The 20,769-nt window shown below is 71.7% G+C and carries 20 protein-coding genes and 1 riboswitch; of the genes, 11 read left to right on the top strand and 9 right to left on the bottom strand.

Going from position 1 to position 20,769, the window contains the following annotated elements; translation table 11 throughout:
- Window positions 1-138: 138 nt before the first annotated feature.
- Window positions 139-1,788 carry a DUF726 domain-containing protein gene (locus tag BLQ67_RS06305; RefSeq protein WP_157674691.1) on the bottom strand — a complete coding sequence of 550 codons (1,650 nt, stop codon included), beginning with the start codon at window positions 1,786-1,788 and terminating at the stop codon, window positions 139-141.
- A gap of 131 nt (window positions 1,789-1,919) precedes the next feature.
- Window positions 1,920-2,035: riboswitch (SAM riboswitch) on the top strand.
- 67 nt (window positions 2,036-2,102) lie between these two features.
- On the opposite strand from BLQ67_RS06305, the gene BLQ67_RS06300 reads away from it, so the two are divergent.
- Window positions 2,103-2,510 (top strand): hypothetical protein, encoded by a 408-nt coding sequence (locus BLQ67_RS06300; RefSeq protein ID WP_092503456.1) that lies wholly within the window; start codon window positions 2,103-2,105, stop codon window positions 2,508-2,510.
- Between the two features lie 117 nt (window positions 2,511-2,627).
- Window positions 2,628-4,643: an FAD-dependent monooxygenase gene (locus BLQ67_RS06295; RefSeq protein ID WP_092503454.1), complete on the top strand. Its 2,016-nt coding sequence runs from the start codon at window positions 2,628-2,630 to the stop codon at window positions 4,641-4,643.
- Between the two features lie 24 nt (window positions 4,644-4,667).
- On the opposite strand, the gene BLQ67_RS06290 is transcribed toward BLQ67_RS06295, so the two are convergent.
- Window positions 4,668-5,312, bottom strand: a complete 645-nt coding sequence (locus tag BLQ67_RS06290) for a hypothetical protein (RefSeq protein ID WP_092503452.1) — start codon at window positions 5,310-5,312, stop codon at window positions 4,668-4,670.
- Between the two features lie 269 nt (window positions 5,313-5,581).
- On the opposite strand from BLQ67_RS06290, the gene BLQ67_RS06285 reads away from it, so the two are divergent.
- Entirely contained in the window at window positions 5,582-6,580 is a 999-nt protein-coding gene (locus BLQ67_RS06285; RefSeq protein ID WP_231945186.1) for a diacylglycerol/lipid kinase family protein, read from the top strand.
- Window positions 6,581-6,583: 3 nt separating this feature from the next.
- Here BLQ67_RS06285 and BLQ67_RS06280 read toward each other — a convergent pair whose 3' ends face one another.
- The gene (locus BLQ67_RS06280) at window positions 6,584-7,534 is read right to left on the bottom strand and encodes a hypothetical protein (RefSeq protein WP_157674690.1); all 951 of its coding nucleotides are present in this window, start codon (window positions 7,532-7,534) and stop codon (window positions 6,584-6,586) included.
- A 269-nt stretch (window positions 7,535-7,803) separates the two neighbouring features.
- On the opposite strand from BLQ67_RS06280, the gene denD reads away from it, so the two are divergent.
- Both denD and BLQ67_RS06270 read left to right on the top strand, forming a co-directional pair.
- The gene (denD, locus tag BLQ67_RS06275) at window positions 7,804-8,787 is read left to right on the top strand and encodes a D-erythronate dehydrogenase (protein ID WP_092503446.1); all 984 of its coding nucleotides are present in this window, start codon (window positions 7,804-7,806) and stop codon (window positions 8,785-8,787) included.
- 158 nt (window positions 8,788-8,945) lie between these two features.
- On the top strand, window positions 8,946-9,467 hold the full coding sequence (locus BLQ67_RS06270; protein ID WP_092503444.1) for an NINE protein: 522 nt from the start codon (window positions 8,946-8,948) through the stop codon (window positions 9,465-9,467).
- A 131-nt stretch (window positions 9,468-9,598) separates the two neighbouring features.
- Here the strand turns inward: BLQ67_RS06270 and BLQ67_RS06265 are convergent, their stop codons facing one another.
- On the bottom strand, window positions 9,599-10,618 hold the full coding sequence (locus BLQ67_RS06265) for a CNNM domain-containing protein (protein WP_092503442.1): 1,020 nt from the start codon (window positions 10,616-10,618) through the stop codon (window positions 9,599-9,601).
- The gene (locus tag BLQ67_RS06260) at window positions 10,615-12,039 is read right to left on the bottom strand and encodes a hemolysin family protein (protein WP_407922486.1); all 1,425 of its coding nucleotides are present in this window, start codon (window positions 12,037-12,039) and stop codon (window positions 10,615-10,617) included. The genes BLQ67_RS06265 and BLQ67_RS06260 overlap by 4 nt, the downstream gene beginning before the upstream one ends.
- A 402-nt stretch (window positions 12,040-12,441) precedes the next feature.
- On the opposite strand from BLQ67_RS06260, the gene BLQ67_RS06255 reads away from it, so the two are divergent.
- The 4 genes from BLQ67_RS06255 to BLQ67_RS06240 all read left to right on the top strand — a co-directional run bounded on the left by BLQ67_RS06255 (window position 12,442) and on the right by BLQ67_RS06240 (window position 14,286).
- On the top strand, window positions 12,442-13,101 hold the full coding sequence (locus BLQ67_RS06255) for a dihydrofolate reductase family protein (RefSeq protein ID WP_092503439.1): 660 nt from the start codon (window positions 12,442-12,444) through the stop codon (window positions 13,099-13,101).
- Window positions 13,098-13,460 carry a VOC family protein gene (locus tag BLQ67_RS06250; RefSeq protein WP_092503437.1) on the top strand — a complete coding sequence of 121 codons (363 nt, stop codon included), beginning with the start codon at window positions 13,098-13,100 and terminating at the stop codon, window positions 13,458-13,460. The genes BLQ67_RS06255 and BLQ67_RS06250 overlap by 4 nt, the downstream gene beginning before the upstream one ends.
- A 217-nt stretch (window positions 13,461-13,677) precedes the next feature.
- Window positions 13,678-13,953 (top strand): DUF1905 domain-containing protein, encoded by a 276-nt coding sequence (locus tag BLQ67_RS06245; RefSeq protein ID WP_092503435.1) that lies wholly within the window; start codon window positions 13,678-13,680, stop codon window positions 13,951-13,953.
- Between the two features lie 78 nt (window positions 13,954-14,031).
- Window positions 14,032-14,286: a hypothetical protein gene (locus tag BLQ67_RS06240; protein ID WP_092503433.1), complete on the top strand. Its 255-nt coding sequence runs from the start codon at window positions 14,032-14,034 to the stop codon at window positions 14,284-14,286.
- Window positions 14,287-14,289: 3 nt separating this feature from the next.
- Here the strand turns inward: BLQ67_RS06240 and BLQ67_RS06235 are convergent, their stop codons facing one another.
- The 4 genes from BLQ67_RS06235 to BLQ67_RS06220 form a co-directional block, all read right to left on the bottom strand.
- Complete coding sequence (locus BLQ67_RS06235) at window positions 14,290-14,751, bottom strand: SRPBCC domain-containing protein (RefSeq protein WP_092503431.1); 462 nt, start codon at window positions 14,749-14,751, stop codon at window positions 14,290-14,292.
- 97 nt (window positions 14,752-14,848) lie between these two features.
- Window positions 14,849-15,229, bottom strand: a complete 381-nt coding sequence (locus tag BLQ67_RS06230; protein ID WP_092503429.1) for a VOC family protein — start codon at window positions 15,227-15,229, stop codon at window positions 14,849-14,851.
- 11 nt (window positions 15,230-15,240) lie between these two features.
- Window positions 15,241-15,756: an HtaA domain-containing protein gene (locus BLQ67_RS06225; RefSeq protein ID WP_092503427.1), complete on the bottom strand. Its 516-nt coding sequence runs from the start codon at window positions 15,754-15,756 to the stop codon at window positions 15,241-15,243.
- A 236-nt stretch (window positions 15,757-15,992) separates the two neighbouring features.
- Window positions 15,993-16,916, bottom strand: coding sequence for a LysR family transcriptional regulator (locus tag BLQ67_RS06220; RefSeq protein ID WP_092503425.1), 924 nt, complete (start codon window positions 16,914-16,916; stop codon window positions 15,993-15,995).
- Window positions 16,917-17,143: 227 nt separating this feature from the next.
- Between BLQ67_RS06220 and BLQ67_RS06215 the strand changes: the two genes are divergently transcribed.
- Both BLQ67_RS06215 and BLQ67_RS06210 read left to right on the top strand, forming a co-directional pair.
- Window positions 17,144-20,116, top strand: a complete 2,973-nt coding sequence (locus BLQ67_RS06215; protein WP_092506806.1) for a cytochrome P450 — start codon at window positions 17,144-17,146, stop codon at window positions 20,114-20,116.
- A 291-nt stretch (window positions 20,117-20,407) separates the two neighbouring features.
- A complete protein-coding gene (locus BLQ67_RS06210) occupies window positions 20,408-20,767 on the top strand; it encodes a hypothetical protein (protein WP_092503423.1) in 360 nt (119 codons plus the stop codon).
- Window positions 20,768-20,769 lie beyond the last annotated feature (2 nt).

The raw sequence follows: 20,769 nt of genomic DNA, 5'->3' as shown, positions 1-20,769 counted from the left end.
CGAAGCTCCGACAGAAACCTGACACTTCGTCAGGAGCGCCGTCACGGCCACTCCATCTCCGGCCTTAGGCCCCGCACAGGGTGGGTGCGCCGAGACGCTCCGTGCCGAAGGCGCGCCTGGTGCTGCGCTGATCGAGCGCTACGCAGGCCGCTGCAGGTCGACGAAGTCGTGGTACATGAAGTGCGTCGCGACGTCGTCGCTGACGTCGACGTCGACGATCTTCGGGAACGACGTGCCGAAGCCGACCTTGCCGATCGCCTTCTTGCCGAGCTCAGCGGTCGGATAGACCTTCGCCAGCACCTGGTCCTTCGACGAGTGGTAGTTGTACACCGAGCCCGAGACCGACTCGTTGAGCAGCTTCCAGTCACCGCCGACGCCGACTGCAGCGCCGAGAAGGTGCACGTCCTCGATACGGGGGCCGCCGGACTTCGTCGCGAGCAGCTCGGCCGTGGCGAGCATCACGCGAGCGCCGAGGCTGTGCCCGACGAGGACGAACGAGGTGTCGTCGACGCGTGCGAGAAGGTCGGCGAGGACGGCCGCGGTCTGGGCCGCGCGATTCTTCGCGACGGTCCAGGGGTTCTTTGCGACGTCGGCAGCGATCAGCGCGGCGCCGAGCGGCGGGATGATGTTTGCGCCCTTCTTCCATGCCTGCATCGCGAATGCGCGCACGACGCCGCCAGCTGCGGCCTTCGCGCCGGCGACGCCCGCCATGAGGCCGAAGGCTGCGAGCTCCTTCGCGCCCCAGTGCACGCGGTAGACAGGGTTCTCGGGATAGCGCTGCAGCACGATCCGCTGCCAGTCGTGCCACTCGCCCTGCTTCTCGGTCATGAAGCCCGACGCGACGAGCACCGGCGAGCCGACCCCGTCCTTGAGCTTCGTGATGGCGAAGGACGAGTCGTCCTCGAGATACGCCGTGGCGGTCACCGCGCCAAGCGCGCCACCGAGCGCGGCCCCCGAGGCCGTGACCACCGCAGTGCCGCCAGCCATGCCAAGGCCACCTGCCGCGATCGCGCCTCCGCCGAGGAATGCGAGGCCGTGGCTCGAGGCAGCGGCTCCGCTGAGTGCTGGCCCGATGAGTCCGCTCGCTCCGAGCGCGCCACCGATCGCAGGTGCAGCGAAGAACACCATTGGTGCGACGACAGCGACCCCCGCCCCTGCGACAATCACGGTCGTCGTCAGGCGAGCGAGGTTCGGAGCGTCGAAGGTTCTCAGGTCGTCGATCGCATCAAGGCCGGCGTAGCGCTCGTTCGCCCGCTCGAAGCTGCGGATCTCGTGGCGGTGCTCGCCGCAAAACGCCGCGAGGCCGACCGAGAAGTGATGACGACGGGCCATGTAGCGACAGCCGGCAGCGAAGCACGGCGTCGTCGCCGCACCGCATCCCGAGCAGAGAAAGACCGCGGGCGAGAACTGCCCGTCGACCTCGTTATGAGTCGTCTCGACGAAGCAGCACGAGCACCAGCCTCGCCGGGTCTGGTACGAGCCGAAGTGCATGAACTCGGCCAGCTGCAGCGCGACCTTCGCGTTACGCTCGGCCGCCTTCGAGAACGCCTTGCGCTGCTCGTCGTCGTCGGCGTGACGTGCTCCGAACTCGTTGACGCCGAAGTTCAAGAGGTTTTCGCGGAGCGCATCGCTCGCGATGAACTCGGCGTCGCCGACGAGTGCTGGCTCGGCAACGACGTTCACGTCGTCGACGGTCAGCTCGATGTGGCGACTCGATCCCTCGTGCGTCGAGACGACGGTGCACCGAAAGCCGACATCGCCGACGGGAATGTACTGGTAGGAATCCACGCGACCTCCTGAGGGATGACCCACGGCACACGGGGTCGCTTGCAGCGTAATGGGGCGTCGCGGCGCTTCCCTGTGACCGTGGCAGACACGCCGGGTCGTGCTGTCGGTGGCGCGTCCTAGTGTTACGGCAGGCTCACGAGTCGCAGCCTTCGGTACCTGGCCGGCTGCGCGGCAACCCTCCTCGCCGAGCGGGGTGCCCCAGGGGAAGAGCCGGTCGCGTGCATCCCGCGTGCGGCAAGTCGGCGGCTTCCGGTCGCCTCTCGAAGGGCTCTGCCGTGAGCGGACGAACGAAGCCGCGTGTTGCGCACCGACGCATGGTGGTGCGCGACGGTCAGATGGTCGACATCGTGAACGGCGACGTGGGATGCGTGCAGGCGCGGCTCGGCGAGTGGTGCGAGGTGATGCTCACGCCCGCGCTCGATCACGATCTCTGCCTGTCGCACCGACTGCCGGCGATCGTGCCGAATCCTCCTTGCGGCGATGCGAGCGACCCGAGCGATCTGGCTGCGTGGTTCCGAGCGTTCGAGTTCGCCGGGGTCGTGCGGCGATCCGGGGCAGTGAACCGACAACTGCGTCGCCTCGCCGCGTACGGCATCCACTCGGCCTTCCGCGACGCGTATCGCGACCAGATCGATCACGCAATCGCCGACGGGTTCAGGCCGTCGGCGTTTGGCACGAGAGCGCTCTCTCGGCGAGCTGCGTCGCACGCGCTCGCGCCGTAGCTGCTTGCTCTTGCCGCTGCGCATCCCGCTCGCTACTCTCGACTCAGAAGCAGAACGCAGTGCTCATATAGAGAACGGCGCGCCAAGCCCACCGACAACGCAGTCGACGGAGGACCGATGCAGTTCCATCACGACGGGTATGTCTCCGGCGACCCCCGCATCCAGCCCGCCCAGGGCACGGGCGTCAATCGACCCGAGGACCTCCCCGACGAGGTCGACGTCCTCATCGTCGGCTCCGGGCCCGCCGGCATGCTGCTCGCGGCGCAGCTCTCGCAGTACCCGTCGGTCACGACGCGCATCATCGAGCGGCGCGCGGGGCGGCTGAAGGTGGGGCAGGCCGACGGCATCCAGGCGCGCAGCGTCGAGACGTTCCAGGCGTTCGGCTTCGCGGAGCGCATCACGCAGGAGGCGTACCGCATCACCTCCACGAGCTTCTGGGGGCCGCGCGACGACGACCCCGCGCAGATCCACCGCACCAAGCGCACCGACGACGACCCCAACGGCATCAGCGAGTTCGAGCACCTCATCGTCAACCAGGCGCGCGTGCTCGACTACTTCGCCGAGGCAGCCCTGCACGGGCCGGCGCGCATCGAGCCCGACTTCGGCATCGAGTTCGTGAGTCAGCAGCGGGATGACCACCCGACGCATCCCGTGCTCGTCACCATCCGCGACTCCGGTGCGACGCGCGAGCAGGAGGATGCGGCGCTCGCCGCCGCCACCGGGCTCGGGGCCGAGGCGGCGCGGCTCGCGGTGAACGAGGCGACTGCAGCCCCCGCAACGCAGGCAAGCGAAGCCCCCACCCAGCAGATCCGCGCCAAGTACGTCGTCGGCTGCGACGGCGCGCGCAGCGCCGTGCGCCGCTCGATGGGGCGCCAGCTGCTGGGCGACCAGGCGTTCCACGCGTGGGGCGTCATGGACGTGCTCACCGTCTCCGACTTCCCCGACGTGCGCATGAAGTGCGCCATCCAGTCGGCGGCGGGCAGCATCCTGCTCATCCCGCGCGAGGGCGGCCACCTGGCGCGCTTCTACGTGGACCTCGGCGAGGTCGCCACCGACGACGCCGGCAAGGTGCGCACGACCGACATCCACGACACGATCGCTCGCGCGAACGCCATCCTCTCGCCGTACACGCTCGAGGTGAAGGACGTCGCCTGGTACTCGGTCTACGAGGTCGGGCACCGGCTGTGCGACCGGTTCGACGACGGCGTGGATGCGGCGGGCGGCGAGCGGGAGCCTCGCGTGTTCATCGCGGGCGACGCGTGCCACACCCACTCCGCGAAGGCCGGCCAGGGCATGAACGTGTCCATGCAGGACGGCTTCAACCTCGGCTGGAAGCTCGGCGCCGTGCTCACCGGCCAGAGCCCCGACGCGCTGCTCGCCACCTACTCCGCCGAGCGGCAGGTGGTGGCGCAGAACCTCATCGACTACGACAAGCAGTGGTCGAGCCTCATGGCCAAGAAGACCGCCGAGCTCACCGACCCCGACGAGATGACGCGCTTCTACGTCGACCAGGCCGAGTTCCTCTACGGCTTCCGCACGCAGTACGAGCCGTCGATGATCACCGGGTCTGCGACGCATCAGGCGCTCGCGGCCGGCTTCCCGATCGGCAAGCGCTTCAAGTCGTACCCGGTCGCGCGCGTGGCGGATGCGAACTTCGTGCAGCTCGGGCACCACCACCGGGCGGATGGTCGATGGCGGCTGTATGCGTTCGCGGATGCGTCGGGGGAGGCGCTCGCGCGGTTCGCGGAGGCGGCGCCGGTGGTGCTCTCGCGCTTCACTCCCGCGGACTCCGATGAGGATGCGGTCTTCGACGTGAAGGTCGTGCTGCAGGATGCGTGGCAGGACGTGGACCTCGGCGCCGTGCCGCCGATCTTCCTGCCGCGCACCGGCTCGCTCGGACTCGTCGACTACGAGAAGGTCTACGCCGCGATCGCCCCGCGCGACTGCCAGCCGGCGGCGCCGAAGATGGCGGTCGGCACCGACATGGATGCCGACATCTTCGATGCGCGCTCAGTGTCGCGCGACGGTGCGCTCGTGCTCGTGCGCCCCGACATGTACGTGGCGCACGTGCTGCCGCTGGATGCGGTGGGGGAGCTGGAGGAGTTCCTTACGGGCTCTGTCCTCCCGGGATGACGCGACGCGGCGCAGCCGGCGGGTTCACTCTGAAGGATTGAGCCATTCGGCCCGGTACGCGAGCGACGCGTCCTTGAGCGTCGCGACCCGTTCGGGGCGGGTTGCCTCGGCGACGTCGATCGTATGGATCGCGCCGGTTCGGGGGAGTAGGAGCAGAGGAGCCGCCTTTGGCTCGTGCGCGGCGCATGCAAGCGCCACCGACGTCTCGACGAGGTTGAACTCGACGTCGCTGAGAGGGGCCCCCGGGAAGTGGACGTACGCGGCGTAGTCGCGGTGATGCTCGTCGGTGATCACGAGATGCAGACGGAGGCTCACGAGTTCGACACCGCCGGACGAGATGACCACGTTCCGCTGCCGGCGTCGCGCTGCAACTGGGCGCATGATCGCGAAGATCTGAGTCATGCCCTTCGCGCATGCGGTGTAGCTCGGGCGCATCCTGTCGCTTGCCTCGTCGATTGCGCGCGCGAATGCGCCTCCGCGACACCCTGCCTCGACGTAGGCGATGGTGGCGCTGATGAACTTCTCGTAGACGAAGCTGAAGATGCGCCCTTCCTTGGGAGCGAGAACCTGTGCGCGATCCCTTTGGACGTGGCCCCTTCGGCCACGAGCGCGGGCGTTCGCATGCTCGCGCAGATGTGTCAGGGAAGGAATGTGGGCCGTGATCTCCATTGCTGCTCCTTGGGTGCAACGTCTCGTCTCAACTCTTGCCGTTGCCACCGACATCCGCCGACGCCCTCGCTGGCGCTCCTTGACAGCGGGCGGTGATTCCGCACGAGGGGATCCGATCTACGGGGCTCAAGCCGACGATGCTGAGGCGGTCCGCTCGGCTCCCTCGCGCGTGCCCCGTCCGCGAGGGCCCACGCATCCGTACACAGCACATGGCCCGCTCACGCGCGAATCGGCATCCACGCAGAGATGCACGCTCTAGCGTCGAAGGCGTGACCGGCGACCTCAATGAGACGACCCCGCAGCGTCCCGTCGCCGCCATCGTCCACAACCCGGTCAAGGTCCCCGTCGAGAAGCTGCGGCACGCAGTCGAGCAAGCGGAGGCCCACCACGGCTGGGCCCCCTCCCTCTGGTTCGAGACCGCGGCCGACGACTCGGGCGCGCAGGCCGCGCGAGACGCTGCCAAAGAGCGCCCCGACGTCATCCTCGTCGCGGGCGGCGACGGCACCGTGCGTGCCGTGGCGGAGGCGATGCACGAGTCGGGCATCCCGCTCGCGCTGCTGCCCATCGGCACCGCCAACCTCCTCGCCCGCAACCTGCGGCTGCCCCGCACCGGCATCCCCCGAGCCGTGGCGGCGGCGTTCACCGGCACCGACCGCGCGGTCGACATCGCCTTCGCCGCGATGCGCGCGCCCGACGGCACGGTGACCCGCAAGGCGTACCTCGTCATGGCCGGCATCGGCCTCGACGCGCGCATGGCGGCCGACGCGACTCCCGAGCTCAAGCGCCGCTTCGGCTGGGGCGCCTACGTGGATCCCATCGCCCGCTCCATCATCGGCAACGCGAAGTTCGACCTGCGGTACCGCATCGATCGCGGTCGCTCTCGGCCGCTCCGGGCGCACACGATCATCGTCGGCAACGTCGGCACGCTCACCGCGGGTCTCCTGCTGCTGCCCGACGCCGTCGTCGACGACGGGCTGCTCGATGTCGTCGTCTTCAAGCCCAAGGGTGCATGGGGATGGACGCAGATCGCCTCGCGCTTCACCACGAACGGCATGTTCCAGGCGTCGCGCGCCGGCCGCTGGGTGCTGCGCAGGACCCCCGACCTGCGGGCGCTGCGGTACGCGCAGGCCGAGCGCTTCGAGGCGCGCTTCGACGAGCCGCAGCTGCTGCAGCTCGACGGCGACACCGTCGGCGAGGTCGTGGGCGTGGCGCTCAGCGTCAAGCACCACGGGCTCACGCTGCGGATGCCGGCGGCGCGAGGACGCTGACCCCTACTGCTGCGCAGACGGAGCGGATGCGCTCCGCCGCCGAGCCCACGCACGCGCGCCCACGCCGAGCAGGCCGATCACGAGCGCGATGGCCACGCTCGGCACGGCCAGCAGGGCCGCATCCGTCGTGAGCCCACGCACGAACGTCTCGCCTGCGATCGCGACCAGCTCGCCCGGCATCGTCCAGTACACGCGGTAGCCGATGGCCGTGCCGACCGCGACGATCGCCGCCGGCAGCACGGCCAGCACCACGAGGCTCACCACCCATGCGGCCGCATCCCGCGCGCGCAGTCCGCACCACGCGAGCAGCGCGCCCACGAGCACCGCCGGCACCCACGTGACGGCGAGCAGCAGCACCTGCTGCACCGGCGAGAGCACGACGACGCCCCACGGATGCACGACCGACCCGAGCCACGAGCCCACGGCGATCGCGCCGAACGTGCCGGCGACGACTGCGATGCGGCGCCCAGTGACGCCGATGACCGCGAGCGTCGCCCCGCACGCGATGAGCAGCAGCGAGGCGCCGGAGAACGCGACGAGGTACAGCGTCGCGGCTCGCGACCCGTCGAGTCCGCCCGCGGTCACGATCGCCGACTGCGCGAGCGCCACGACCAGCACGCCAGCCATCCCGGCCGTTGCGAGCCACGCGCCCCGCGCGCCCCACCGCAGGATCCTGCCGACGACCGCTGCGACGGCGCCGGCGAACCCGGCGATCGCGAAGACGAGCTCGAGCAGGTACTGGTTGAACGGCCACAGCGAGAACGGCATGTCGTCGGGCAGCGTCGCCGTGGCCCACAGGTTCTGCAGCGGCAGTCGCATGCCCGTGAGCATCCACGGCAGCAGGGCGACGACCGCGGCGGCGGCGCCGATTCCGAGCGCCACCAGCGGCGAGGTGCGCGCGCGCTCGACGGGAGCATCGACGGCGGGATGGGGTGCAGGTGCGACAGCGCTCACGCTCGCACCATAGACGCGGCATCGCGTCGCAGGCTGGGCGTCGCGGGTGGATGCCGGACGCGTCGAGTCGGGCCTCGTGGCTCGCGGCACGCGACCGAGCATCCGACGAGCCGACCGTGTCGCGTTGACGGATCGGCGGTCGGGCCCCGCGTGCGCGGAATGTCTCTGAGAGCGATGGCATGCGCGCATCGCACGTGCTCGTGCTCTCAGAGACACTTCGCGCGGGTTCGCGCGGCCGGCGCTCGGGCGCGGTCCGAGAGGATGGACCCATGCGCATCCTCATCACCGGCGGGGCCGGGTTCGTCGGCACGCAGCTCGCTCACCGCATCCTTGAGCACGAGGCACCGGTCGGCCAGGTCGAGCGGCTCACGCTGCTCGACATCGCCGAGCCGCGGGCCGAGCTGCTCGCCGACGAGCGGGTCGACGCTCTCGTCGGGCCCATCGGCGACCAGGTCGCGAACCTCGGGCCGCTCGACCTCGTGTTCCACCTCGCCGGCGTCGTCTCGGGAGCGGCGGAGGCCGACCTCGACCTCGGCATGCAGACCAACGTCGACGACACGCGTGCGCTGCTCGACCACCTCCGCGCCGCGACCGAGGCGGGCGCCGCGCCCGCGACGTTCGTCTTCACGAGCTCGCTCGCCGTCTTCGGCGAGGACCCGTTCCTCGGCCAGCCCGCCGTCATCCGCGACGACACCCTGCCGCGCCCGCAGTCGAGCTACGGCGCGCAGAAGTACATCGCCGAGCTGCTCGTCGGCGACTACGGACGCCGCGGCCTCGTGCACGCCCGCACCGTGCGCCTGCAGACCGTCGCCGTGCGCCCCGGCGCTCCGAACGCCGCCGCGTCGTCGTTCGTGTCGGGCATCGTGCGCGAGCCCGTCGCCGGCGTGCGCGCGCCGCTGCCCGTGCCCGCGGACACCCCGATCTGCCTCTCGTCGCCCGTCAAGACGGTGGATGCGCTCGTGCGCGCCGCGTCGGCGTCGGCCGAGGCGTGGGGCAGCCCGACCGCGGTGATCCTGCCCGGGCTCTCGACGACGCCCGCGCTCATGCTCGAGGCGATGGATCGGGTGTCGGGGCAGCCGCTGTCCGACCTCGTCGACGAGCAGATCGACCCGGCGATCGTCGCGATCGTCGCCTCGTGGCCCGGCGCGTTCGAGCCCGAGCGAGCGCTCGCGCTCGGCATCACGGCGCCGGACTCGGTGGATGCGGTGATCCGCGAGTACCTCGAGCTGGTCGGGGTGCCGGCGGTCGCGTAGCGGCCGACGTGCGTCCTCGGCGAGACACCACTCGAAGTGTGCTGCGCTCGCCCTTCAGCGAGTGGACCTCGACGCCTTGCCCGACATTGCGTCACGATCTCGCAACGACGCGCCGGGCGAAAGGTTTCCGCTCAGGAACTTGCTCGTAGCATCCCAGCATGACGACCGACAGTCGTGCCGGATGGCGCAAGGACCCCTATGGGGTCGAGCGCTGGTGGGACGGTGCCAAGTGGCATGACGCACGCGACCAGGGGCGCGACGTCGTGACGCGACCGCGAGGCGTCTCGTCCGCGCCGTCGAGCCCGATCATGCCGTCGGCATCCTTCACGCGACCGCCCGCCGTCAAGTCACCATCGCCCTATGCGCGACCGACGGCGCCCGCGTTCTACTTCCCGCCGACGCAGCCGCAAGCCGTCGCGGCCACCGGGAAGCGCGTCGGGGTCGCGGTCGCGCTCGCGCTCGCCATCTTCCTCGGCCTGCTCGGCATCCACCGCATCTACGTGGAGCGCACGGCGAGCGGCATCCTCATGCTCCTGGCCGCGATCGCGAACGCCGTCACCATCGTGGGCTTCGGCATGCTGCCGGTCGCGGGGCTCGCGGCGCTCGGCGTCTGGTGGGTGGTCGACCTGTTCCTGGTGAAGAGGATGGTGCGCTCGGCGAATCGGCGGCGGTTCGCGTAGGGAGTTCGAGCCCCTGGGCGGGCACCTTTCGAGGCTCGCTTCGCTCGCACCTCAAGGAGCGGGCTTGGGGAGCGGGCCAGGGGAGAGTCGAGGGTTTCGGCCCGATGTGACCTCACCTCGGGCCGAAAACCTCAACTCTGGAGGACGGGGTCGGCCGGGCCGGGGAGCACCTCGCGCAGCAGGTCGTCGAGCGTCACGACGCCGACGAGCGTCGACGACGAGACGACCGTCGCCAGCTGCACGCGCTCGCGGCGCATGCGCGTGAGGGCGTCGTGCACCGACGTCTCGGGCGTGACCGCGAACGCATCCCGGGCCAGCGACTCGACCGGGGTCGACGCCGCCACGGCGAGGGTGTCGCGCACGTGCACGACGCGCGCTCCCGCACCCGAGCCGACGAGCACCCGCAGGTGGCCCGAGGCGGCCGAGGCTGCCTGCACGTCGGCGGCCGACGCCGAGGCGGGCACCGCGGTCGGCGCCGCATCCGTCTGCACCACGTCCGCGATCGTCAGGGTCGTGAGCGAGATCGCCTTCGCGATCGGCTCCGAGTACTGCGTCTCGAGCACGCCGGCCGCCTTCGAGTGGGCGACGAGCTCGCGGATCGTGTCGACGTCCTGCCCGCCCGCCGCAGCCTTCTCGACGGGCTCGACGCCTGACGCCTTCACCAGCCGGTTCGCGATGTGGTTGATCCACAGCAGGAACGGACGCAGCGGCCACGTCATGGCCCGCGCGAGGATGCCGGTCGCCTTCGCGGCCGTCTCGGGGTGCGCGATCGCCCAGGACTTCGGCGCCATCTCGCCGATCACGAGGTGCAGGAAGGTCACGACGATGAGCGCGAGCATGAACGCGAGCACGTCGGCGGCCCAGAACGGCAGCCCCCACGCCTCGAACACCGGCGACAGCGCGTAGTCGATCGCCGGCTTCGTGATCGCGCCGAGCAGGAAGGTGCACAGCGTGATGCCCAGCTGCGCGAACGCCAGCATGACCGTGAGCTCGTTGACGCCGCGCAGCGCGGCACGGGCGGATGCGCTGCGAGGCGCCTCCTCCTCGAGCCGGTGGCGGCGCGCGGCGAGCAGCGCGAACTCCACGATGACGAAGAACGCGCTCGCGACGATGAGCGCCGTCGTGATCAGCGCGACGAGCCACCAGCTCATCGGGTCACCTCCTCGTTCGCGGCCGAGGCGTCGACCGCATCGGCATCCGCATCCGCCGAACCAGCATCCGCGTTCCGGTCGAACGTCAGCAGCCGCAGCACCACCTGCGACGGCACGTGCCGCTCGACCTCGGTGACCTCGATCTCGAGCCATCGGTCGATCTCGATGCCCTCGACCATCTCGCCGGCCTCCTCGGGCAGGTCGACGCGCACGAGGTCGCCGATCACCGGCAGGTCGCCGTGGTGACGGATGGCGACGCCCGCGATGGTCTCGTCGTCGCCCTCGGGCAGGTCGTGGCCGATGAGGCGCTCGACCTCGTCGACGTGCACGTCGCCCGGCAGCACCCACGCGTGGTCGCCGCTCGCGACGACGGCGATCTCGTCGGTGTCGTGCTCGTCGACGATCTCGCCCACGACCTCCTCGGTGAGGTCCTCGATCGTGAGGATGCCGTCGAACGAGCCGTGCTCGTCGACGACGCACACGAGCTCGTTGCGCGTGCGCTGCATGCGGTCGAGCGCCTGCGGCAGCAGCATCGTCGCGGGCAGCACCACGGCATCCCGCATCACCTCGGTGACCGGAGCGTCGGGCGACGCGGTCGAGCGCAGCACGTCGACCAGCGCGACGACGCCAACGGGGGAGTCGTGCTCGTCGACGACCGGGTAGCGGGTGTGGCCGACGGCCATGAGCGCCCGCACCTCGCCGATCGTCGCGTCCGGGGCGACCGCATCCACGCGCGACCGCGGCACCATGGCGTGCTCGACGTCGCGCTGCGGGAAGTCGAGGATGCGGTCGATCATCATCGACAGGTCGGCAGGCAGGTGGCCGCTGACGCGCGACTCCTCGACGATCGCCTCGAGGTCGCGAGCGGTGGCACTCGCATCCACGTCCTCCAGCGGCTCGATGCGCACGAGGCGCAGCAGCGCGTTCGCCGCATGGTCGAAGACCGTGATGAGCCAGCCGAACGCCAGCAGGTAGATGCGCGTCGGGATCGCGAGGGCGCGAGCGAGCGGCTCGGGGTTCGCGATCGCGTAGTTCTTCGGATAGAGCTCGCCGAAGATCATCGTGACGATCGTCGCCAGCACCAGGGCGCCGGTCGTGCCGATGAGCACGCTGACGCCCATGGGGATGCCGACGCCGCCCAGGAGGACGCCGAGGGACTCGCCGATGAGCGGCTCCGCGACGTAGCCGATGAGCAGACCCGTGACGGTGATGCCGAGCTGCGCGCCCGACAGCATGAACGACGTGCGCTTCGTGATCGCCTGCACGCGCTTCGCCTGCGCATCGCCGGCGGATGCCTTCGCGGCGATCCGCGAGCGGTCGACCGACATGTAGGCGAACTCCTGCGCCACGAAGAAGCCGCACGCGGCGATGATCGCCAACGTCAGCAGCACGCCCAGCAGCAGCGTGAGCACTGCCTCCATCACTGGTCCTCACCCCCTCGGGGGCGTCGCGTTCGGGTCAGGCTCGGCCTGTGACCCTCCGAGTCGGAGTCGGGACTATGTCCCTCCGAGTCGGGGCTGGGACTGTGGCACTCCGAGTCGGAGGCGGGGCTTCGATGGCTCACGGGGTTCTCTCTCGTGGGTCAGGGAATGGGTGCGAGGAGTCTACGGGGCGGGGCTGTGGGGCGGCTTTGACGCGAAGACGCTCCCTGAGGTGCGAGCGCAGCGAGCCTCGAAGGGCTCCCTGCGAGGAGGCCTTGGTGCGGCTCCTTTCGAGGCTCGCTCCGCTCGCACCTCAAGGAGCGGGCATTGGAGGGCGCGGTCGGGGTGGATGCCGTCGGTCGCCGCGCGTAGGGTCGAGCGCATCCGACCACGGAGGTCAGCGTGACGACGATCGTCTCGACCCTGTTCATCTCGCTCGACGGCGTCGCCGAGATCGACCCCGACTGGCACTTCCCCTACTTCGACGCCGCCGTCGGCGCCGCGGTCGGCGAGGACTACGCGGGCGTCGACGCGCTCATCCTCGGCCGCGTCACCTATGACTCGTTCGCCGGCGCGTGGCCCGATCGCGAAGCGGCGGGCGGCGAGGATGCGGGCTTCGCGAAGGAGCTCGGCGACCTGCGCAAGGTCGTCGCCACCCGCGGCGACCAGGATCTCGGCTGGCGTGCCGTCGAGCGCACCGACGACGTCGTGGCCGCAGCACGAGCGCTGCGCGCCGAAGGGCTGTCGAAGGTGCTCGTCGCCGGGTCGATCTCGGTCGTGCGACAGCTGCTGGAGGCGGGCCAGCTCGACGAGCTGCGCCTGCTCATCCACCCCGTCGCCGCCCGCGCCGGCGAGCGGCTGTTCGACGACGGTGCCATCCAGCACTTCGCGCTCGTCTCGGCCGAGGCGCTGCCCACCGGCATGCTGCGCACGATCTACCGGCCGTCGCCCGGCCCCACCGCCGAGGGGGCGACGCCCGCCGCGTACGAGGATGCGCGCGAGTACGTGCCCCAGGCCGAGCGGGCGGCGGACGGCGGCGACTTCGGGGTCGACCCCGGATGACCGACCGCGCCATCCCGGTGCTGCCGTCGCGGTCGTTCGACGCGACGATCGCGTTCTACGGGCGCCTCGGGTTCGAGGCCGTGCACGACGACGGCTGGCTCATCCTGCGCCGCGGCACCGTGCAGCTCGAGTTCTACGATGCTCCCGACGCCGACCCCGCGACGAGCGACGCGATGTGCGTGCTGCGCGTCGCCGACGTCGATGCGCTCGTCGCCGACATCCGCGCCGCCGGCGTGCCCGAGGCGACGGTCGGCTGCCCGCGCCTCCACCCCGTGCGGCGCGAGGCGAGCGGCCTGCGCATCGGCTACCTCGTCGACCTCGACGGCACGCAGCTGAACCTCGTGGAGGACGCCGGGTAGCTGCTCGCGGGTTGCGTTGTGCAGGCGATTCCGCCTCCTGAGGGGAATGTTCCCTCGAAAGCCGGAATCACCTGCAATACGCACCGACCCGGATGCGGCGGTTGCGTTCTGCAGGCGATTCGGGGTGGCAGAGGGGTATCTTCCCTCCGCCCACCCGAATCGCCTGCAAAACGCAACGAGCGGCGCGGCGTCGAGGGGTCCGGGCTACCGTGACCGCATGACGTGGGATGCGGTGCAGTTCGAGACGACGATCGGCGTCGACGTGAAGGGCGACGTGTGGTCGTGCGTCGCCATCCCCGACTCCGCCGAGCTGTTCGGCAGCGGCCGCTCGACGCGCGTCGACGCGACGATCGACGACGTCGTGCTGGCGAACGTCGGCGCCGTGCCCACCGGCACCGGCCGGCACATGGTGTCGATCAGCGCGAAGGTGCGGAAGCAGCTCGGCAAGGACGTGGGGGATGCGGTGACGGTGCGCATCGCACCGCCGGCCTGAGACGCCGTCGCATAGCGCCCGCCGCCGCGCGCTGTCCAGGCAGCGCGCCGCGGCGAGGGCGGCGGGCAGCCTGTCGCCATGCTCTTCCTCGCAGGCGACGGCGCCGGACCCTCCGATCCGCTCACCGCCGACCTCACACCCGTCTTCCAGACGCTCGGCGTGCTCGGCGCCATCGCCGTCGCGCTCGCGATCGTGGTGCTCGTCGCGAGGTTCCGGGCACGTCGGCGGGATCGGGCCTTCCCGAAGGTCGTCACGATCGTGGCCTCGGCCGCCGGGATCGTCGGCTTCCTCCTGCTCGTCATGGCGATTGGCGCGGGCGTCGTCGTCGCCTGACGCTCAGCCCTCGAGGTAGCGCGCGAGGTTCGCGAGCGAGCTCGTGATGCCGAGCGCGTGATCCGCGGCGCCGACGCCCGGTGGCACGTCGCGCGCCTCGATCGTCACGACCGCGCCGTGCGGGTCGTCGACGACCGTCGACTCCATCGTCATCGTGCCCTGGAACGCCGGGTCGTCGGACTCGAAGTCGACGAGCTGCACGATCGACCGGCCCGGATCGAGGGATGCGATGCGCACCTCCGACACGTCCTCGGCGGCCGTCGTCTTGCCAGGCGCATCCGACGCGTCGTCGTACGTCAGCACGAGCCGGTAGGAGCCGCCGGCGCGCATGTCGAAGCGCTCGAAGCGGCCCGACATGCCCTCGGGGCTCAGCCATGCCTCGAGCGCGACGCGGTCGGTGAGCGCCGCGAAGGCCGTCGCGCGGTCGACGTGCACGAGCAGGCTGGCGCGGTCGGTGCGGGTCATGCGGCGAGCGTACGCGGGAGTCATTCGGGGGCGCCGTTCGAGGCTCGCTTCGCTCGCACCTCGAGGAGCGGGCCTGGGGGAGCGGATCGAGGTGTCGCTACGACGCCGCCTCGTGCTCCGTCCAGAGGCCCCACGAGACGCCCGACGGGTCGCGGAACGTCGCGAACCACCTGTCGTCGCCGCCGAGTCCGGTGCGCTCGCGCTCGATGCTCGCGCCGTGCCCGACCGCGTAGGCGAGCGTCGCCTCCAGGTCCTCGACGACGAGGTAGATGCGCGCGCCTGCGGCCGGCGGACGCAGGGCGGACGACTCCCAGAGCCCGCCGATCGTCGCCGACGTGTGCTCCTTCACGATCCAGTAGCGGCCGATCCCGGCGTCCTCGAACTCGGGATCGAACGTCCAGCCCCACATCGCGCCGTGGAACTCGCGGAACCGATCCGGCCACGGCGTCTCGACCTCCCACCACGCGAGATCGACCACGGCCGGCTGCCTCAGCCCTGCACGAAGGGGTCGTCGAGGGGCGTGCCCTGCTCGTACGGCCCGAAGAAGAGGTCGGCGCCGTCGGCGGCGAGGAACGTGCCCGTGCCGTGCTGCGTGCCGTCGCGACCGGTCACGACCGAGGCGACGTCGGCGAAGTGCAGCCGCACGGTCGGGGCGTCGGGGTCGGAGAACTCCACGCGCCAGCCGTCGCCGACCGGCGTGAGCGACGGCTCCGACAGCTCGACGTGCATCATGCCGTTGTGGCCTTGGAACGTCACGACGCCACCGAAGCGCAGCGTGTCGCCGTCGACGCCCTTCGCCGGGAACGCGAAGCCCTCGGCGGTGTCGAGCACGCCGTCGTCGAGCAGCACCTCGCCGTCGGACATGCCGCGCACGTACCCGATGAGCGACGACTTGATGCGCCACACGAGCGAGCCCGGCGCGATGGATGCGGTGGCCGCGGATGCGCTGCTCGCGGATGCGGTCGCAGCGGCGTCGGGGGCCGGCGTCGGCGCGGAGTCGGGCATCGCCTCAGCGTAGCCGGGGTGGGGTGGGGGATGGCTTGGTGCGCCCCAGCAGCTGGTCGAGGAGCGCGCGAGCCGCCAGGCGAGCACGCGTCACGAGACCACGCGACCGCGTCTCCTGCCCAGCCGCGTGCTTGGTCGCGTCGCGCGGGCCTGTCGCGTGGTCTCGTGACGCGGAGGCGCTGCGCGCCTGCGCTCCTCGACCAGCTGGTGGGGGAGCGTCTCGCTGCGAGCCGACGTCAGCGGGGCGCCGGCCACTCCAAGGACGTCGCGAAGTCGATGAGCGCGCGCACGCGGGGCGGGGCATCCGCATCCGCAGACCAGAGCACGTCGACGCCCACCGGGCCGACCGCCGGCTCGATCTCGCGCAGCGCGAGGGGGAAGCCCTCGTAGCTCGCCGCGTTCGCCGGGCGCTGCACGAGGATGCCGTAGCCGAGCCCGCGGCCGACGAGCGTGCGCACCGCCTCGTAGCTGCGCACGCGCTGGCGGATGCGCGGCGTGAGGCCGCGCGCGGCGAAGAGCGAGAGCGTGTGCTCGCTCGACGGCGGCGCGTCGAGCAGGATGAGGTCGCGGTCGACGAGCGTCTCGAGCCGCACCGTCGGCTGCGCCGCGAGCGGGTCGTCGGCGGCGAGCACCACGTGCGCGGGCAGCGCGTACAGACGCCGGCGGCGCGGGTTGCCCGGCACGAGCGTCTCGTACACGAACGCGACGTCGATCTCGCCCGACTCGATGCGTCCGGCGAGGCCGTCCTGCGTCGTCTCGACGACGCGCAGGTCGACGCCAGGATGCTCGGCGGCGAACCCCGCGAGCAGCGGCGGCAGGATCGTGGGCGCGAGCGTGGGGAAGCACGCGATCGTGATCGGGCCCACGAGGGCGCCGTCGGCGGCGAGGCTCGTCGCGAGCTCCCGGGCGGCTGCGAGCAGCGGACGCGCCTGCGCGACCACGTGCGCGCCGGCGCTCGTGAGGGTGAGGCCGTGCGCGCGGCGACGGATCGCGAGGTGCGCGCCGAGGGAGCGCTCGAGCTCGCTGATCGCATCCGAGATCGCCGACGCCGACACGTGCAGCCGCGCCGCCGCCGCCGCGATCGTGCCGTCGTCGGCCGCCGCCACGAGGTACGCGAGCTGGCGCAGCGTGAAGTCGGGGATGGGGGAGTCGGGGCTCATGCGGGGCCTCGTCCCATAAGACTGGGCACTTGATGTCGTGATTCGGGCTGATTCGCGGCATCTACTGCCCGCTCGCGCGCATCTACTGCCCAGTCAGGTTCGCTGGCGTTCATTCCTCGGTTCTACCGCAGAAGCATCCCGCATCTCTCCGCTTTTCACGAAGAAGCGTGCAACCCATGCTGGATGCACGCGCAGCGACGGTGCCGCGCGTGGAAGCGGAGCGAACGATGCCGACCCCTCCCGTCGCCGACTGGGTGCAGATCGCCGACCTCTACCGCGACCCCTTCCCCATCTACGAGCGCCTGCGCGCCGAGGGCGGCGTGCACTGGGTACCCGCCGTCGGCCGCTACCTCATCACCACCTACGACGCCGTGCACGCGACCGAGGTCGACCAGCAGACGTTCTCGGCCGACGAGGAGGGGTCGCTGCAGATCCGCGCCATGGGGCACTCGATGCTGCGGCGCGACGACCCCGAGCACTACCTCGAGCGCACGGCGTGGCAGCCCACGCTGCGGCCCGGCGTCGTGAAGCGCGTGTGGCGCAGCGTCTTCGAGCGCAACGCCGCCCGCTACCTCGACGAGATGGTGGCGAAGGGTCCCGGCGAGGCCGACCTCATCTGGGACTTCGCCGCCCCGTTCGCCGCCGAGAACCTGCGCGAGATGCTCGGCTTCCACAACGTGCACCAGACCGACCTGCAGCGCTGGTCGCAGACCCTCATCGACGCGACCGGCAACTACGCCGACGACCCCGAGGTGTGGGCGAAGGGCAAGCGCTCGTTCGACGAGGTCGACGCCGCGCTCGACGAGATGCTCGCGTGGCACGCGAAGCACCCCGACCACTCGCTCATCTCGCAGCTCATCCGCATCCCCGACTACCGGATGCCCATCGAGCGCATCAGGGCGAACATCAAGATGACGATCGGCGGCGGGCTCAACGAGCCGCGCGACGCGCTGGGCGTCGCCGCGTGGGCCGTGCTGCTGCACCCTGAGCAGCGGCGCATGGCCGAGGCGGATGCGAGCCTGTGGCCGACGGTGTTCGAGGAGACGATCCGCTGGATCTCGCCCATCGGCCTGTACTCGCGGCAGACGACGCGCGAGGTCGAGCTCGCCGGCGTCACGCTGCCCGAGGGCGCGAGGCTGGGCATCTGCATCCTCTCCGCGAACCGCGACGAGACGGTGTGGGATCGGCCGGAGGCGTTCGACGTGCGCCGCGAGGTCAAGCCGCACCTCGCCTTCTCGAAGGGCGTGCACGTGTGCCTCGGCAACTGGGCCGCGCGCTCGGCCGTCGCCGACGTGGCGCTGCCGATGCTGTTCGACCGGCTGCGCGGCCTGTCCCTCGTGCCCGAGCGGCCCGCCGAGGTCGGCGGGTGGGTGTTCCGCGGCATGCTGTCGATGCCGATCGGGTGGGATGCGGTGGCCCCAGCGGGCGCATCGGTCGCGGTCGACGCCGCACGGGATGCCGCGGCACCCGCCCTCGCGCCGCGCATCGCGATCGTCGGATCGGGCCCGGCTGGCTGCTTCTCGGCGCAGGCGCTGCGGCGCGCGCTGCCCGCGGCGCCCCTCGACGTCATCGACCGCCTGCCGGTGCCGTACGGGCTCGTGCGGCACGGCGTCGCCGCCGACCACCAGGGCACGAAGGCCGTGTCGCGGCAGTTCGACCGGCTCTTCCTGCATGAGGGCGTGCGGTTCGTCGGCGGGGTGCAGGTGGATGCCGCGGGGCTCGCGCGGCTGCGGTCGTCGTACGACGCGGTCGTGCTGGCGACGGGGCTGTCGGCGGATGCGGCGCTCGCGATCCCGGGCGCCGCGCTGCCGGGGGTGGTCGGCGCGGGCGCGGTGACGCGTCTGCTGAACGGGCATCCCGACGAGGCCGACGTGCCGTCGCTCGGTCGCGCGGTCGCGATCGTGGGTCACGGCAACGTCGCGATGGACGTCGCACGCCTCGTCGCCCGCGACGCCGCCGACTTCGACGGCACCGACGTCGACGACGCCGTGCACCACGCCCTCGCGAGCGACGTGCGCGAGGTGCACCTCGTCGGCCGCTCGGCACCCGGTGCCGCGCGCTTCGACCCCGTCATGGTGCGCGAGCTCGCCACGCTCGCGGGCGTCGAGCACGTCGTGCACGACGTCGACCTCGACGCCGTGCCCGAGGGCAAGGATGCGCGCATGGACGCCGTGCGTGCGCTCGCCGCGCGCTCGGCCGCGGCCGTCGGCGACGTGCGCGTGCGCATCCACTGGTGGTTCGCTGCGACGCCCGTCGAGGTGCTCGGTGCGGACGCCGTCGAGGGGCTGCGCGTGGCGACGCCCGCGGGCGAGCGGGTGCTCGACGCCTCGTCGGTGGTCACCGCGATCGGCTTCGCGGCCGGCGACGGATGCCTCGTCGAGCCCGGCGCACACGCCGACGGCCGCGTCGAGCCCGGCCTCTACGTCGCCGGCTGGCTGCGCCGCGGACCCCGCGGCACCATCCCCGACCAGCGCGCCGACGCCAAGGGCCTCGCCGCGCTCGTGCTCGACGACCTGTCATCGGGGGCCGTCGCGATCGGGCGGCCCGGCATCGACGCGTTCGAGGGCGCGACGGACTTCGACGGGTGGCGGCGCATCGACGCGGCCGAGACGCTCGCCGCCGCACCAGGGCGTCGCCGCGCGAAGCTGCGCACGCTCGACGCCCTGCGCGCTGCCGCCGCGGATGCGTCGATCGCGTTGCCCGAGATCACGGCGGTCGCGGATGCGGGAGCGGGCGACGGCGTGCCGGTGACGATCCTGTTCGGCACGGAGTCCGGTGGTGCCGAGCTCATCGCCGAGGACCTCGCGCAGCACCTCTCCGCACGCGCGGACGTGCGCGTCGTCGACCTCGCCGACGCCGATCCCGACGCGCTCGACGCGTCGCGCATCCACCTCGTCGTCTGCTCGACGTACGGCGACGGCGAGGTGCCGACCGCGGCGCGGCCGTTCCACGAGGCGCTCGTCGCCGGCGTCGGTGGGCTCGACGGTCTGCGGTACGCGGTGTTCGGGATGGGCGACAAGAGCTACGTGAAGACGTACTCGCGCGGCTCGGAGCTCGTCGACGAGGCGCTCGCCGCCCGCGGCGCGACGCGCGTCGGCGAGTACGGCAGGCACGACGCGTCGGGCCCGCTCGACGTCGGCGACGTCGCCCGCGAGTGGGCGGACGGGGTGCTGGCGGATGCGGTGGCTGCCGTCTCCTGACGGGCCGCTTCGAGGCTCGCTGCGCTCGCACCTCGACGGCCGGTCAATAGGGCGGGGTCGCCCATCAGCTGGTCGAGGAGCGCGCGAGCGCAGCGAGCACGCGTCACGAGACCACGCGCGCTGCTCCTGCCCACGCGCGTGGTCGCGTCGGGCGGGCACGTCGCGAGGTCTCGTGACGGCTCCTCGCCTCCGGCTCGGGGCCTCCTCGACCAGCTGTTGGGGAGGCCGTCGCGTCCCCGCATCCCAGCAGACACGCAGCCGCCGCTTCGCGCAGCGACGGGGGATGGGGGCATGATCGTCTCCGTGCCGAACGACGTCACCACCGACCTCCTCGAGATGCAGAGCCTGCTGCGCCGCTTCGACGACGAGACGATCGGCATCCGCGACGCCGCGCAGCTCGACCGCATCGGCGCGTGCGCCGCATCCGCCAACCGGCACCTCGGCGACACCGACCTCGACCGCTCCGTGTCGATGTGCCTGCTCGCCGCGACGCAGGCGACCGACGAGGCGCGCGAGGCGGCCGCGAACCACGCACGGCGACCCATCCTGCGGCCCATCGCGCAGCTGCAGTTCGACGCGCACATCGACGCCGCGACCGGTGCCATCGCGGTCGCGCTCGCCGACCTCGGCGACGACGCCCCGCGCGCCTGACC

The organism is Agrococcus jejuensis (assembly GCF_900099705.1).
Lineage (GTDB): Bacteria > Actinomycetota > Actinomycetes > Actinomycetales > Microbacteriaceae > Agrococcus > Agrococcus jejuensis.
This window is presented reverse-complemented; position numbering and strand designations above follow the sequence as displayed.

Bases quoted from the DNA above. Each gene is read 5' to 3' on its own strand.
- BLQ67_RS06240 (WP_092503433.1), top strand. From the start codon at position 14,032: ATGCTCTTCCTCGCAGGCGACGGCGCCGGACCCTCCGATCCGCTCACC.
- BLQ67_RS06295 (WP_092503454.1), top strand. From the start codon at position 2,628: ATGCAGTTCCATCACGACGGGTATGTCTCCGGCGACCCCCGCATCCAG.
- BLQ67_RS06215 (WP_092506806.1), top strand. From the start codon at position 17,144: ATGCCGACCCCTCCCGTCGCCGACTGGGTGCAGATCGCCGACCTCTAC.
- BLQ67_RS06250 (WP_092503437.1), top strand. From the start codon at position 13,098: ATGACCGACCGCGCCATCCCGGTGCTGCCGTCGCGGTCGTTCGACGCG.
- BLQ67_RS06290 (WP_092503452.1), bottom strand. From the start codon at position 5,312: ATGGAGATCACGGCCCACATTCCTTCCCTGACACATCTGCGCGAGCAT.
- BLQ67_RS06210 (WP_092503423.1), top strand. From the start codon at position 20,408: ATGATCGTCTCCGTGCCGAACGACGTCACCACCGACCTCCTCGAGATG.
- BLQ67_RS06265 (WP_092503442.1), bottom strand. From the start codon at position 10,618: ATGAGCTGGTGGCTCGTCGCGCTGATCACGACGGCGCTCATCGTCGCG.
- BLQ67_RS06220 (WP_092503425.1), bottom strand. From the start codon at position 16,916: ATGAGCCCCGACTCCCCCATCCCCGACTTCACGCTGCGCCAGCTCGCG.
- BLQ67_RS06300 (WP_092503456.1), top strand. From the start codon at position 2,103: ATGGTGGTGCGCGACGGTCAGATGGTCGACATCGTGAACGGCGACGTG.
- BLQ67_RS06245 (WP_092503435.1), top strand. From the start codon at position 13,678: ATGACGTGGGATGCGGTGCAGTTCGAGACGACGATCGGCGTCGACGTG.
- BLQ67_RS06225 (WP_092503427.1), bottom strand. From the start codon at position 15,756: ATGCCCGACTCCGCGCCGACGCCGGCCCCCGACGCCGCTGCGACCGCA.
- BLQ67_RS06270 (WP_092503444.1), top strand. From the start codon at position 8,946: ATGACGACCGACAGTCGTGCCGGATGGCGCAAGGACCCCTATGGGGTC.
- denD (WP_092503446.1), top strand. From the start codon at position 7,804: ATGCGCATCCTCATCACCGGCGGGGCCGGGTTCGTCGGCACGCAGCTC.
- BLQ67_RS06260 (WP_407922486.1), bottom strand. From the start codon at position 12,039: ATGGAGGCAGTGCTCACGCTGCTGCTGGGCGTGCTGCTGACGTTGGCG.
- BLQ67_RS06235 (WP_092503431.1), bottom strand. From the start codon at position 14,751: ATGACCCGCACCGACCGCGCCAGCCTGCTCGTGCACGTCGACCGCGCG.